The organism is Hyphomicrobium sp. (assembly GCF_041659645.1).
GTDB lineage: Bacteria > Pseudomonadota > Alphaproteobacteria > Rhizobiales > Hyphomicrobiaceae > Hyphomicrobium_B.
The window spans coordinates 78,890-92,117 of sequence record NZ_JBAZXX010000003.1; the positions used below are offsets into that span (position 1 = coordinate 78,890).

The 13,228-nt window shown below is 61.7% G+C and carries 11 protein-coding genes; 1 reads left to right on the top strand and 10 read right to left on the bottom strand.

Going from position 1 to position 13,228, the window contains the following annotated elements:
- Positions 1 to 56: 56 nt before the first annotated feature.
- A complete protein-coding gene (locus WC811_RS10235) occupies positions 57 to 854 on the bottom strand; it encodes a protein-disulfide reductase DsbD domain-containing protein (protein WP_372643976.1) in 798 nt (265 codons plus the stop codon).
- A 196-nt stretch (positions 855 to 1,050) separates the two neighbouring features.
- On the opposite strand from WC811_RS10235, the gene WC811_RS10240 reads away from it, so the two are divergent.
- The gene (locus tag WC811_RS10240) at positions 1,051 to 1,668 is read left to right on the top strand and encodes a YqgE/AlgH family protein (protein WP_372643979.1); all 618 of its coding nucleotides are present in this window, start codon (positions 1,051 to 1,053) and stop codon (positions 1,666 to 1,668) included.
- A gap of 54 nt (positions 1,669 to 1,722) precedes the next feature.
- Here WC811_RS10240 and WC811_RS10245 read toward each other — a convergent pair whose 3' ends face one another.
- The 9 genes from WC811_RS10245 to WC811_RS10285 all read right to left on the bottom strand — a co-directional run bounded on the left by WC811_RS10245 (position 1,723) and on the right by WC811_RS10285 (position 13,139).
- Positions 1,723 to 5,586, bottom strand: a complete 3,864-nt coding sequence (locus tag WC811_RS10245; protein ID WP_372643982.1) for an EAL domain-containing protein — start codon at positions 5,584 to 5,586, stop codon at positions 1,723 to 1,725.
- The gene (locus WC811_RS10250) at positions 5,586 to 6,194 is read right to left on the bottom strand and encodes a GNAT family N-acetyltransferase (protein WP_372643985.1); all 609 of its coding nucleotides are present in this window, start codon (positions 6,192 to 6,194) and stop codon (positions 5,586 to 5,588) included. The genes WC811_RS10245 and WC811_RS10250 overlap by 1 nt, the downstream gene beginning before the upstream one ends.
- A gap of 6 nt (positions 6,195 to 6,200) precedes the next feature.
- Positions 6,201 to 7,508 (bottom strand): M16 family metallopeptidase, encoded by a 1,308-nt coding sequence (locus WC811_RS10255; protein WP_372643988.1) that lies wholly within the window; start codon positions 7,506 to 7,508, stop codon positions 6,201 to 6,203.
- Positions 7,505 to 8,920 carry a threonine synthase gene (gene thrC / locus WC811_RS10260; RefSeq protein ID WP_372643991.1) on the bottom strand — a complete coding sequence of 472 codons (1,416 nt, stop codon included), beginning with the start codon at positions 8,918 to 8,920 and terminating at the stop codon, positions 7,505 to 7,507. The genes WC811_RS10255 and thrC overlap by 4 nt, the downstream gene beginning before the upstream one ends.
- Before the next feature lie 122 nt (positions 8,921 to 9,042).
- The gene (locus tag WC811_RS10265) at positions 9,043 to 9,837 is read right to left on the bottom strand and encodes an SURF1 family protein (RefSeq protein WP_372643994.1); all 795 of its coding nucleotides are present in this window, start codon (positions 9,835 to 9,837) and stop codon (positions 9,043 to 9,045) included.
- A gap of 2 nt (positions 9,838 to 9,839) precedes the next feature.
- The gene (locus WC811_RS10270; RefSeq protein ID WP_372643997.1) at positions 9,840 to 10,214 is read right to left on the bottom strand and encodes a DUF983 domain-containing protein; all 375 of its coding nucleotides are present in this window, start codon (positions 10,212 to 10,214) and stop codon (positions 9,840 to 9,842) included.
- Positions 10,215 to 10,369: 155 nt separating this feature from the next.
- Positions 10,370 to 11,308: a cytochrome c oxidase subunit 3 gene (locus WC811_RS10275; protein WP_372644000.1), complete on the bottom strand. Its 939-nt coding sequence runs from the start codon at positions 11,306 to 11,308 to the stop codon at positions 10,370 to 10,372.
- A gap of 118 nt (positions 11,309 to 11,426) precedes the next feature.
- Positions 11,427 to 12,044, bottom strand: a complete 618-nt coding sequence (locus WC811_RS10280; protein WP_372644002.1) for a cytochrome c oxidase assembly protein — start codon at positions 12,042 to 12,044, stop codon at positions 11,427 to 11,429.
- Between the two features lie 171 nt (positions 12,045 to 12,215).
- Positions 12,216 to 13,139 (bottom strand): heme o synthase, encoded by a 924-nt coding sequence (locus tag WC811_RS10285; protein ID WP_372644003.1) that lies wholly within the window; start codon positions 13,137 to 13,139, stop codon positions 12,216 to 12,218.
- Positions 13,140 to 13,228: the final 89 nt, after the last annotated feature.

The window sequence follows — 13,228 nt, forward strand, 5'->3', positions numbered from 1 at the left end:
TTTCCTCTGCGTTTTCTGCCTCGACGGCTGGTTTCCTATGTAGCTCCGAAGCCCGGCTACTCAAGAGTAATCGTCGTCTCGGACTGCCCCTTCGCGTCGATCACCGTGACTGTCAGCGGCTTGCCCTTGAGATCCTTGATGTCGACGCCATCGGTCAGATCGACCTCGAACACGGCTTTGCCCGATCGGTCGGCCGTCCGTTTCGGCAACGGAACATAGACACCACCCGGCGCCTCGACGAAAGCGTCGGCGCTTTCCAGCGCGGCGCTCGCGACATCGAGCACGAGCTTCGGTTTTCCTGAAGACCGATCGAGATGCCACGTCGCAAGCGAAGGATCGATGCCAGCCCGCACATGCTGTCCCGGAACGCGGGCGAGAACGTCCGTCAACTCGGCGGAGGCGCCGACATCCGGCGGGATGACGAGTTGCAGCTCGGCTTCGGCCGGAATGCAGATATCCTTGCAGACGCCGTATTCCAGCTTGCCATGAAGCGTGACGGGTTTGCCTGGATCTTTCGGCGTTATCAGAACGGGAAAAAGCACGGCGTTCTTGTAGCCGACGACATCGCCGGCCTTATCGTGAATGCGATGCGGAGCCGGATAGAGAACGGTCGCCGACGCGAGGTTCTCCGAACCGTTCCAATCGAAATCGGGCGGAACGCCGCCAGCATCACCGGGCGAGCGCCAATAGGTTTTCCAGCCACCCGGCATGGAAAGATCGACGCCCGCGTAAATGGCCGTCTGCCCATCGCGCGAAGCCTGTCCGGCGGTCAATCGCGCCTGGTTATTGAAACCCCGATACCAATCCGACGCCACGGGACCGGCATCGCACCACGCGGCTGCACTGCTCAACATTAGAAACGCCAAAGCCAGTCTGATCACAATCACTCGCCTTTCAATTCTTAAATCGGAGTCATGAAAGCCGCTCCGGGCTTTGCGTTGATCTCATGTGCTCTAATATGCGGCGGACGGTGCTCTCGTTACAGGCTGATGCCATTGCGTGACTTTATGGATCTTCACGTCGCCGTTGTATGGGGTTACTCTGACGAACATGAAGGTTAGCCGACAAGTGAGCCTTGCAGACGGCTCAGAGATCAAGCTCGAAGGCCAGCTCCTCATCGCCATGCCGTCGATGACGGACCGGCGATTCCAACGCTCGGTCATATACATGTGCGCCCATACAGCCGACGGCGCCATGGGCCTGATCATCAATCAACGCGCCGACCATATCACAGCCCCCGATCTGCTCGAACGGCTTGGCATTTCTCCGCGTAATCCCGACGACGAGATCACGAGCGAGGTTCTTTCGCTCTCCATTCAGGTCGGTGGGCCGGTCGAGACCGGGCGTGGGTTCGTGCTGCACAGCTCCGACTATTTCTCGGAAGATTCGACGCTCGCCATCGAACAGGGCGTCTGCCTGACGGCCACGGTCGACATCCTGAAGGCCATCGCCCAGGGGCGCGGTCCGGCGCGAGCGCTGCTGGCGCTCGGCTATGCGGGTTGGTCGCCGGGACAGCTCGAGACCGAATTGCAGGCGAACGGCTGGCTGAATTGCCCCGCCGATCCAGACCTCATTTTCGACGAGGATCTCGAGAGCAAATATTCCCGGGCGCTGGCCAAGATCGGGATCGATCTCTCGCATCTGGTGAGCGACGCCGGACACGCCTAAGGCGGTCCACGCACGCGCGACTTCAGCGTCGGGTACCTGTTAGAGCAGCAGCCCTCAAACCCCGGCCGAACCGACCTTTGGGGCTTTCTGCGGGTCCTTGGAGGCACCGTCGGCCGCTGGGCCGCCGCTGGTCTTACCGGCGCTCGGCAGCGACGTTCCGGCCAGACGGGCGAGGCTTGCCGCGATTGAGGGCGGCAGCGTCGAAAAATCGGGTTGCGTTGCGGGCTGGGAGGGGAATCCGGCGCCGTTGGCGGGCAAGGGCGGAGGTGCGCGCGACGGTATGATCGTCGGCGTGTCGCTGCGCAGAGCCGCTGGGATCGGTGACTCGGAGATCGGCGAAGGCGGCGACATCGATGGGCCAGGCGCACCCTGGGGCAGCGGCGCGGCGCTGGCGCGGGCGAGCGCCTCGGCGAGCGGCGAAACGATATTCTTGCGGGGGTCCTCGTGCGGCCGGTCCCGCGCTTGTCGCGCGCTTGGCGGGGAGGTGTGTCCTCCGTTCGCTTGCGGCGGTGGTGATGCGAAAGTCTGGGGCGGCATCGAATGAGGCGGCGGTGGGGAGCCCGCATCGGCAATTTTCTGCATCGGTGGACGCGGCTGCGCCTTTGGCGGCTGTGTCAAAGGACCGGCCGAGGGATTGGCCACGGATAACGAAGGCGAAATCGGCGACGCCGTTACCGGATCGGGGCCGCGCAACGGGCTATCGGACGGGGCCTTTCCCGCGCCGTTCAACGCGCCATTGAGCGCCGCGACCATCGCGGGGGCGGCACCACCGTTCGCTGGGGGTTTCGCGCCGGCTGGCACCGCCGCTTTCTGGCGCTGTCGCACGACCGACCCACCCGGCAACGCCGTTGGCCTCGTTGCCGGCGATCCGGCTGTTGCGGGAACCGCGGCCAGAGACTTCTGATCCTGCGGCTGGGATGCGGCAATAACCTTCGTCTGCTTCTTCGAAATGTCTTTCGAAGGGGTCTTGGCTTTCGGCCGGAAGAAGCCGCGCGGCTGCAATTTGCGCTCGGTGCGGCGGACCATTTTCAAGAGTTGCGAGACGGCACGTTCGGGGATCGGCTCACCGAAGTGATACCCTTGTGCGTATTCGCAGCCGATCGACCGAAGGAAGCCAGCCTCGTCGGCGCGCTCCACGCCTTCGGCGGCGATGGTCATCGAGAGCTCGTGGGCCAGCGCCACCATGGAGCGCATGACCGCAGCGCCGCTCGCGGTGCCGCTGCTGCGCACCAGATCGCCGTTAATCTTGATCGTGTCGAACGGGAAGCGATGGAGATAAGCGAGCGACGAGAAGCCGGTGCCGAAATCATCGAGCGTCAGTTCGACGCCGGAACCGCTCAGCAGCTTCAAGATCTCGACCGCCTGCTCGGGGTTGTCCATAAGCAGACTTTCTGAAATTTCGAGCCTCATCGTACCGGTCGGAGCAATGTTGCGGCCGAGGATATGGCGAACTTCCTGCACCGATTCCGGGCGGAAGAACTGACGTCCCGAGACATTGACCGAGACGAAGATCGGACGTTCGGACCTTGGCAGCTCCAACACCCAGCGCGCAACGTCGCGCGCGGCGCGGAGCAGAAGATGCGAGCAGAGCTTGATCAAAATCTCGGTGTCGCCGGTATCGGCCAGCTGCGCCATCGGATTGACGAGGCCGAAATCGGGATGCTCCCAGCGCAACTGCGCCTCGAAGCCCGCAAGCTCTTTCGTCGGGAGATAGACGATCGGCTGATAGAGGACCTTCAGGTGGTTCTTCTCGATGGCCCGCGCGAGGTCGGCCTCGATCTGGGCATCAGAATCGCGGTCGCGGCGCATCGCCGGTTCGAAGATCTCGATCCGGTCGGAGCCGCCCTGCTTGGCGCGATACATCGCGAGTTCGGCGTCTTTCAGGAGATCGCCGCCGGCGCCTTGGGTGCCATCCCAAAGTGCGACGCCCATAGAGCCCGTCAAGATCACCTCTTGGCTCGCGAGCGGGATCGGCGCCCTTAGAGACCGGCGCACGCGTTCGGCAAGGGCCGGTAAATTGCGGGCTTCACGCTCGCCGACGAAGAGCAGAGCGAATTGATCGCCGCCGACGCGCGCGACCGTATCCTGCGGACCGAGATGGCGCTGCAGGCGGCGAGCAACGGTTAACAGGAGGCTGTCACCGCGAACGAGTCCGAAGGACGCATTCACGCTCTTGAATTTGTCGAGATCGATGAAGATGACAGCGGGCTTGACGGCGTTGTCGGTCTTGGCGCGGATGATGACGGCCTTGAGGCGGTCGACGAACAATTCGCGATTGGGAAGACCCGTCAGGCTGCAATGGACGGCGTCATGCAGAAGCCGTTCGTGCGCGCGTTTCATATCGGACACATCGCGAACCAAGCCGACGCAGCGCAACGTCCGGCCATCGGAGTTCGGAACGCTCGCGGCTTCAAGCTCAAACCATCGCCAACTGTTGTCGGCGTGGCGGAGGCGGAAGTCGCTCTTGATGCGAATGCCGGAGCGCTCCTGCGCCGACATCAAGGTGACGCGGAATCGTTCCTTGTCGGTCGGATGGACGTGCTTGAGGAATTCATCGACCTTCGATGATAACTCGCCCGGCATCAACGACAGGGCAACCTCGATCTCTGGTCCGACCTTGATTTCGTCGCGACGGATATTCCATTCCCAAATGGCCGACCCTGAGGCCGCAAGCGCCAGAGATCGCGCATTGTGCTCGGTCGGCGCGCCACTGTAACCGGCGTCGGCCGAGCGGAAGGCGAACTGCGTGACGGTAAAGCCCATCAGGATGACGACGAGCACGAGCCCCGCAACGAGGCTTGCGACCACGACATCGCCGGACATCCGTCCGCTGAGCGTCATGCCGGTCGCGAAAATCCAGACCAGGAAGAGCAGCCATGTCGGCACGAGGGAAAGGGCGCGATCCTGCCCCTTCATCGCAAGGAAGATCGTGAACAGACCGCCGACGCTGCCAATCACCAAAAACGATAATCGCGCGAACGTCGCGGCGAGGCGCGGATCGATGACGGCGACGGCAATCAACGTCAACTGCGCCACAACCCAGACGCCGATCATCATGCGAACGATGCCGTGCCAGAGTCCGAGCCGCAGGAATGTCGACAGGAAGATCACGAAGCTCGACGCCATCGCCGCTTCGCCGGCGGCTCGATAGACGGCGTTATCCTCGGGTCGCAAATTGAAGAGCTTATGGAAGAAGCCGAAATCGACGCAGAGGTAGTTGAGGACAGTCCAGGCGACCAACGCTCCGGCGGGGAAAATCAGCTTGTGGTTGGCCGCGAAAATCGACGTCAGGAAGATCGCGAGCAAACCCGTCAGGCCGAGCATCGCGCCGTTGAAAAGCTGGCGGTCGCGACTTTTGATTTCATAGTCGATCGGCTGCCAGAGATACATCCGCGCGTACCGGTCGCCCGCAAGCTCCGCCACGTATGTAATCGTTTGTCCCGGCTCCAGCGTTATCCGAAAAACGTCGGCCTTGTCGCTCTTGATGCGCTCCGGCACGAAGCCGACCGACGGCGTGACGCTTTCGATGCGGCGGGCGTCGAGATCGGGCCAGACGGTCCCCGAGCCGACGATCGTATAGCGATCGGCCGTCAACAGCCGTTCGAGCGACTTGTCCGTCTTGTTCGTCAGCGCGAAGACCATCCAATTCGGACTGGTTCCGGGCACCGACGCACGAACGGTCATACGGCCGGAGACGCCGTCCGAACCGGCAGCCGTCTCAACCTGCAAGCTATCGCCACGGCCCTCATAGGCTTCTCCGAGCCGGGTGATCTCGACGCGCTCTTGATCGGCGCCCACGGGAATGGGCGTGAGTGCTTCGGCCCGGCCGACGACCGTCACAAGACACGAGACGACGAGGCCCAGCAATCCGAGCCAGGACCGAGTGCGTTTTCCTCCGTCACCCCCCCAGACTGCCATTACCCCCCCTGTTCCGGAACACTCGACACCTGCCCCTCAGCGAGACGCGCGTAAAGCAAGTGGTCTTCCCAGCGGCCGTTGATCTTGAGATAGGACCGCGCCAATCCTTCGCGCTGGAAACCGGCAGCTTCAAGGACGCGCATAGACGCGAAATTCTTCAGCATCGTGGCGGCTTCGATGCGATGGAGCCTCAAGGCATTGAAGGACATCGGCAGCAGCAGGCGCACGGCTTCGCGCATGTGGCCGCGGCCGGCATAAGGCGCACCCATCCAATAGCCAAGCGATGCTGTCTGGGCTGAACCACGCCGGATGTTCGACAGCGTGACGCCGCCGATCAAGGCGCCCGTCGCGTTCTCGAAGATGAAATAGGGATAAGAAACGTCGTTGTGGACGTCCTTGGCGTAGGCGCGGAGGCGGCGGCGATACATGGCGCGAGAGAGATCGTCCTGGGACCACGTGGGCTCCCAAGGCGTCAGGTGCGCGCGGCTGAGGGCTCGAAGCTCAGCCCAGGTCGTGTAATCCGCCACCACGGGCTGACGCAACGTCAGGGTCGGGCCGTGGACGACCTCAAAATCTTCATCCGGGCGGATCGAGCGAAGAAATGCCACGCCGTGCTACCTCGCTGCCTTGCCAGCCGGAACCGGAGCTGAAGCATCGCGCGATGTAAATTGCGCCGCGATGCGCGAAGCTTGTCCCGACGATTTTCGGCCCGAGCCGATGACGGCAACAGACGGAGCTTCCTCGGCCAGCGTTTGCGCGAAGGCCTTGGTGCGGGCGTGGTCGACGGCGTCAACCTGCTCGATCAGCTCCGCTATCGGGATAAGCCGCCCTTGGGAGAGGAGTTGGCGCGCCATCTGCTCGGCATTGACCGCTGAGCTTTCGAGCGCCATCAGCAGGCCCGCCTTGAGCTGCGCCTTCGAGCGCTGCAATTCGGCTTCCGTCGGCCCAGTTTCAGCGATTTCCGCGAGCTGCGCAGAGGCGACATCGGCGAGTTCGCCGACCATATCGGGGGATGTCGCTGCATGCACGGAAAGCATTCCAGTGTCCCTAAGTCCCCAGATCGAAGAGTCGATCGAGTAGCAAAGGCCCCGATCTTCCCTGATCTCCTGAAACAATCGCGACGACATTCCGCCGCCGAACAACCCCGAAAAGACCTGCGCCGTATAGAACCCCGGCTCCAAATATGACGGGGAAGGTAATCCGATCAGAACATGGCTTTGCTCGAACGGCTTGCTCGACGCCGCAAAACCGCCCCGGTAGCGGGCCGGCGATTCAATCCCCCGTGGCCGAGAAGTGAGCCCCCCGAATAGGGCCTCAACGTGGCGGACGATGGCTTTGTGGTGTACGGCGCCCGCGGCGGAAACGACTATCGTCTCAGGGAGATAGTGCTCGTCCAGGTAGGACTTGAAATCGCCCGCGCCGAAGCTGCCGACGCTTGCCTTGGTGCCGAGGATCGGCCTGCCGATGGATTGGTCCGGAAAGGCCACATCCTGCATCAGTTCGAAGGCCATATCGTCGGGATCATCGTCGGAGGCGGCTATCTCTTGCTGAATGACGACGCGCTCGCGATCGATGTCTTCGGCGGCGAATTTCGAGTTGAGAAGGATGTCGGCGATGACTTCAAGCGCGATGGCATCATCGCCCTTCAGGACACGGGCGAAATAGGCGGTGGTGTCGAGGCCGGTCGAGGCGTTGAGGTCGCCGCCGATGCTTTCGATTTCGTCGGCGATCTGGCGGGCGGAGCGCTTTTTCGTGCCCTTGAAGGCCATGTGCTCGAGAAAGTGTGCGAGACCGTGCTGATCCTCGCGTTCGTGACGGGCGCCGACGGCAACCCAGACGCCGAGCGATACCGTTTCGAGACCCGGCATATGCTGGGTCACGATGCGAAGACCGTTCGGAAGAGTGGTGATGTCAGTTGTCATCGCGACACCCCCGAGGCGGCTCTACTATGATTGAGAACGAATTCCTCGACCGCCGAGAGGCTGTTGGGCCGCACATCGAAATGCTCCTCGTCGGACATCAGGTGTTCGAAGCCCGGCGGCAACGGCGGCCGTTGGCGCGTGATAGCTTCAATGGCGTCGGGGAATTTGGCGGGATGCGCCGTCGAAAGAACGATTGTATCGCCTTCGGCGGCGCGCTCGGCGGCAACGAATGCGCACGCGGTGTGCGGATCGAGCAGGTAGCCGTAGCGTGCCTGCGTTTCGCGAATGCAGTCGGCGACGTCCGCTTCCGATGCTGAAACGGCGGCGAAGTCGGATTGCAAGATCGGCGCTAGGCGGCCAAGTTCAAAGGAACCCGTGGCGGCCAAAGAAGTCATCAGACCGCGCACGAGATCGGCGTCGCGGCCCGAGGCCTCGAAGAGGTAGCGCTCGAAATTCGAAGAGATCTGGATATCCATCGATGGCGAGGACGTCGCGATCACGTCTTGCATGGCATAGACGCCGGTCGCGACGGCGCGCGGAAGAATATCATTTTCGTTCGACGCGATGATCAACTTGGCGATCGGCAGGCCCATGCGCTTCGCCACGTAGCCGGCGAAGATGTCGCCGAAATTGCCGGTCGGGACTGCGAAGGTAGGGGCGCCATTCTTGCCGTCGCCAAGACGGGACACAGCGTAAAAATAATACGTCACCTGCGCGACGATGCGAGCCCAGTTGATCGAGTTGACGCCCGAAAGCTCGACGCGATCACGGAAGGTGTGGTCATTGAACATGGCTTTGACGAGCGCTTGGCAATCGTCAAACGTGCCGCGAATGGCGAGGGCGTGGACGTTCTTTTCCGCCGGCGTCGTCATCATGCGGCGTTGGACGTCGGAGACGCGCCCTTCGGGGAACAGAATGACGACATCGACGCGCTTGGATGTTCGGAACGCTTCGATCGCGGCGCCACCGGTGTCACCCGACGTCGCACCAACAATCGTTGCCCGGCGTCCGCGCTTCGCCAGCACATGATCCATCAAGCGGGCGAGAAGCTGCATCGCGACATCTTTGAAGGCGAGCGTCGGACCGTGGAAGAGTTCGAGGATGGTCAACCCCGGCTTCAGCGGGTGCAGCGGCGTCACATCAGTGGTGCCGAAGGTTTCGTAGGCATCCTTCGCCATGCGGGAGAGATCGTCGCGGGAGATCTCATCACCGGTGAAGGGATGGATGACCTCGACCGCGATCTCGGCGAAGGATTTTCCGGCGAAGGACCTGATGGTATCGGGCGACAGGACAGGCCAGATTTCCGGCACGTAGAGGCCGCCGTCGCGCGCGAGGCCAGCGAGGACGACATCCTCAAATCCGAGTTTTTCGACTTCGCCGCGCGTTGAGATGTAGTTCAAATTTTCTCTCATTCTTCGTGGGCTTGGGCTTCCTGGGCTTTGGAGCTTTGTTTTCCCGGGCGTATCCCGGCCAGCGAGCCTAGTTCGACGGGAACGAACGAACAACTCGTTCGCCGCGCAAGGCCGTGCCCGATTCACACTTCCTTAGATTGCGAATTATCGTCTTTCACAGCTTCAAGTCGCTGTCGAGCGAAGACCGCAAATATCGCGATCAGCGTCAGTGCGAGGCCATACCACGTTACGACATACTGGAGATGATTGTTGGGCAAATTGATTTCGGTCGTGCCGCCGCGCGGCCAGCCTCCGAGGTTTGCGGGGAGCGCGTCGGCGTCCAGGGAAAATGGCGCGAATGCCTGCCCTTTCTCGGCGTTGAACTGTAGCGCGGAGGGCGGCCCGTTAGGCCCCCACTGCATGCCGGTCAGATCGCGCCAGTACCAGCGGTTGCCGGCATAGTCGTTCTGAGCTGCGAACCAGCCTTCCGGCTGGCCCAAGCGCACCAAGCCCGTCACCGTTACAGGCCCTGAGACCTGCGCTTCAGCTCGCTTCGACGGGTCTTTCAACGTATCCGGAACCCAGCCTCGATTGACGAAGATCGGGGGCAGGCCGCCGTCGGGGATCAACGGGGTAAGGATATCCCAACCCTGGGACTCGACGGTCGGGTCGTAAAGGTGGCGCTCCCGGCCGTAATCGAACGTGCCGGTAACGCGCATGTGCATGTATTCGACGTCGCCGGTCTTTACGTATTCCGAGAGGACGGCCGGATACGAGACCGGGTCGGCGGTCCGGCGCGTTTCGATGCGCGAGATCAACGCCTCTTTCCAGGCCTTCCGATGCCACTGCCAATTGCCGAGGCCGATGAGGACCGGCAGCATGGCAAGCGTCAGAAGACCCGGAACGATGAGACCGGCAGCGCGCCAGCGCGCAAACATGCTCACTCCTTCGAGAGACGGCCTTCTTCGGCCTTGTTCTTGAATTGCAAGGCGATCAACAACGCCTTGAGGAAGCGAAGGAGAAAAACAGCAAGCAGTGGCGTAAGAATGCCCCAAAGCAGAACGTGCATCCACCAGGGAACGCCGAACTGGAATTCCGCGATGAGCGCTCCGCCGATGCAGAGAAATCCGAGGATGAAGATCGCGAAGACGGCGGGCCCGTCGCCGGTATCGACGAACTTGTAATCCAGGCCGCAGGACGAGCAGGTGTCACGCATATTCAAGACATTGACGAAAAGCTTGCCTTTGCCGCAGCGGGGACATCGGCAGGTGAGTCCGGCAACCAACGGCGAAATGGATGTAGGAGAGTTCAGCAAAGCAATCTCGATTTCTGCGGCTCCGCGCCTGTTGCGAGTACTGCGCATCCGGAGCCGACATTCAACCCTGAAGAATGCCGCGCACCAAACGACAAGAGGCGGCTTTTAGGCCACCTCTTGCAAAGTCAAATTCTAGGCTCGCGCCTTGCCGCCGCTTATTCGACGCCCGGAACGATAGGACCGGCGCCCCACACGTAGATGCAGGCGAACAGGAACAGCCAGACGACGTCGACGAAGTGCCAGTACCAAGCCGCCGCCTCGAAGCCGAAGTGCTGCTGTGGGGTGAAGGCGCCGCGGATCGACCTGACGAGACAGACGAACAGGAAGATCGTGCCGATGATCACGTGCACACCGTGGAAACCGGTCGCCATAAAGAACGTCGAACCGTAGGAGTGGCCCGCGAAGCTAAACCCGGCGTGGCTGTATTCCAGCGCCTGGCAGGCCGTGAATGTCATGCCGAGGATGACGGTCAGGATGAGACCGATGATCAGGCCACGACGGTCGTTCTTCAGAAGCGCGTGGTGCGCCCACGTCACCGTGCAGCCCGAGGTCAACAGAATGAGCGTGTTGACGAGCGGCAGGCCCCACGGGTTGAACGTGTGCTTGAAGAAGCCGGGGATCGACGCATCCGTCGTCTCGACGGGGATCGGGGGCCATTTACCGCCGAAGACCTGATCGCGCGTGGTGGTGCCGACCAATTGGCTCGTGTTGTTCATCAGGTCGTGGACGCCCGCCGGGAAGAGGGCGAAATCGAAGTAGGCCCAGAACCAAGCCACGAAGAACATCACCTCGGAGGCGATGAACAAGATCATGCCGTAACGCAGATGGAGCTGAACGATCGGCGTTTGGTAGCCCTGGTTGGCTTCGCGGATGACATCAATCCACCATGCCCAAGCGCATGCGACAATGGCTGTGAACCCGATGGCAAAAAGCCAGGGACCTTTCAGGCCAAGGACGCCTTCGCCATCGACGTGTGTGCGCATCCAGACGATGCCGCCTACGGCCATGACAAGCGCCGAAAGGGACGATAAGAGCGGCCACGGGCTCGGGTTTACAAGGTGATAGTCATGGTGCTTCACGTGCGTATCCGCCATTTCCGTCTCCGTCCCCTAGGCTTTGGCCCGTTCTTGCTTGAACCTTAAGCTCGGCATCGCGGGGTCGTCTCCGTTTCGCCGTGCTCTTCGATCGTTTGTCGTGACCTTCTTCTCGTCGTCAGCCTCCGCTCTTCACCGGATTAGCGGCAGCGGCCGTCGCTGCCGGGTGTTCGACCGGGAAGAAGACGTAGGATAGCGTCACGTCGGTCAGCGGAGCGGCATCACGATCATCGACCATCTTGGGGTCGATGAAGAACGTGACCGGCATTTCCACTGTCTGATGCGGTTGCAGCGTCTGCTGGGTGAAGCAGAAGCATTGGATCTTGTTGAAGTACAAACCGAAGACTTCAGGCGTGACGTTGTATGAGGCCTGCCCCGTCACCGGTTTGTCGGAATTGTTGGTCGCGCGAAAGAACGCAAGGCCGGTTTCGCCGATCTTGACGTCCATCTTCGTGACGTCCGGCTCGAACGTCCACGGCAGGTTCGGCGCGACGTTGGAGTCAAAGCGCACTGTAATCGTGCGATCGAGAACCTTATTGGTATTCTTTACGACGCGTTGCGTGGTGCCATTGTAGCCGGTCGCCTTGCAGAACATTGTGTAGAGTGTCGGCGATGCGGCCGTGATCGATCCCATGACCGCCAAGGCGCCGAGGCACACGTAGACGGCTCGGCGGTTATTGCGAGACGCTGTCGCGGACTTATCGTCGTTGCTCTCCACGGGCGATTCCTTTTCCATCAGCCGATGCCGTTCACGACGTTGCCGCCGAGGCGGACGAACGTCGCGATGTAGAACGCCACGACCATGAAGCCGAGCGCCAATCCGATGGCGATGGACCGCATTCGGCGGATCTTCTCAGACCGTGGATCCAGACGCCCAGGCAATTTTGGTTCTTCGGTCACGCCAGCCTCATGCCAAAATACGAGTGACGACTGCTTCGCCGAAAAGCACCGCGAACAGTACGTAAAGATAGAGGATCGAAAACCAGAAGAGCTGCCGCGCGGCGGTGTCGGCCTCGCGTCCTTCGGTGGTGACGTAAACTCGGACGGCAAGCGCGAGGAACACGGCGCCAAGGACCGATGCGCAGACCAGATACGTGACGCCGCCGAGGCCAACGAAATATGGGACGACGGCCAGCGGCACGAGCAGAATGGAATAGATGAGAATTTGCCGACGCGTCTCACTCAGACCCGCGACGACTGGCAGCATCGGAACGCCGACGCGCTCATAGTCCCGGCAGCGATAGAGTGAGAGCGCCCAGAAATGCGGAGGCGTCCACATGAAGATGATGAGAAACAACAGCAGGCTATCGAAGCTGATGCTGCCCGTTACCGCGGCCCAGCCGATCATGGGCGGGAAGGCGCCGGCAGCGCCGCCGATGACGATGTTGTAGGGCGTCCGCCGCTTCAGCCACATCGTGTAGACGAAGAGATAAAAAGCGATGGTGATCGCGAGGAGCGCACCCGCGGTCCAGTTGACCAGCACGCCAAGCGTCAGGACCGAGAAGACCGCAAGCACACCGCCAAAGCTCAACGCTTCGTCGGCCGTGACGCGGCCGCGTGGCAGCGGACGGGCGGCTGTGCGGGCCATGCGGGCGTCGATGTCGGCGTCGTACCACATGTTAAGGGCGCCGGACGCGCCTGCGCCGATCGCGATCGCGATGATCGCGATGGTTCCGAGGAACGGATTGATCGGGCCGGGCGCCGCCAGCATCGCGGCAAGCGCCGTGAAGACGACGAGCGTCATCACGCGCGGTTTCATGAGCTGAATGAAATCGCTGACGCTTGGTTCAAGCGTCAGGTCGACTTCGCCGATTTCACTTTGAATGCTCATTGCCCGCAGCGCTGTTCCTGGAATTTAGTTTTTGATTTTATTTGGTGTGGCCGCGGGCCAGAAACGTCCAGCCCGCGGTGCATTCGGTA

Excerpts from the sequence above, each read along its gene's own strand:
- WC811_RS10245 (WP_372643982.1), bottom strand. The coding sequence starts at position 5,586 with ATGGCAGTCTGGGGGGGTGACGGAGGAAAACGCACTCGGTCCTGGCTC.
- thrC (WP_372643991.1), bottom strand. The coding sequence starts at position 8,920 with ATGAGAGAAAATTTGAACTACATCTCAACGCGCGGCGAAGTCGAAAAA.
- WC811_RS10235 (WP_372643976.1), bottom strand. The coding sequence starts at position 854 with ATGTTGAGCAGTGCAGCCGCGTGGTGCGATGCCGGTCCCGTGGCGTCG.
- WC811_RS10240 (WP_372643979.1), top strand. The coding sequence starts at position 1,051 with ATGAAGGTTAGCCGACAAGTGAGCCTTGCAGACGGCTCAGAGATCAAG.
- WC811_RS10285 (WP_372644003.1), bottom strand. The coding sequence starts at position 13,139 with ATGAGCATTCAAAGTGAAATCGGCGAAGTCGACCTGACGCTTGAACCA.
- WC811_RS10280 (WP_372644002.1), bottom strand. The coding sequence starts at position 12,044 with ATGGAAAAGGAATCGCCCGTGGAGAGCAACGACGATAAGTCCGCGACA.
- WC811_RS10265 (WP_372643994.1), bottom strand. The coding sequence starts at position 9,837 with ATGTTTGCGCGCTGGCGCGCTGCCGGTCTCATCGTTCCGGGTCTTCTG.
- WC811_RS10275 (WP_372644000.1), bottom strand. The coding sequence starts at position 11,308 with ATGGCGGATACGCACGTGAAGCACCATGACTATCACCTTGTAAACCCG.
- WC811_RS10255 (WP_372643988.1), bottom strand. The coding sequence starts at position 7,508 with ATGACAACTGACATCACCACTCTTCCGAACGGTCTTCGCATCGTGACC.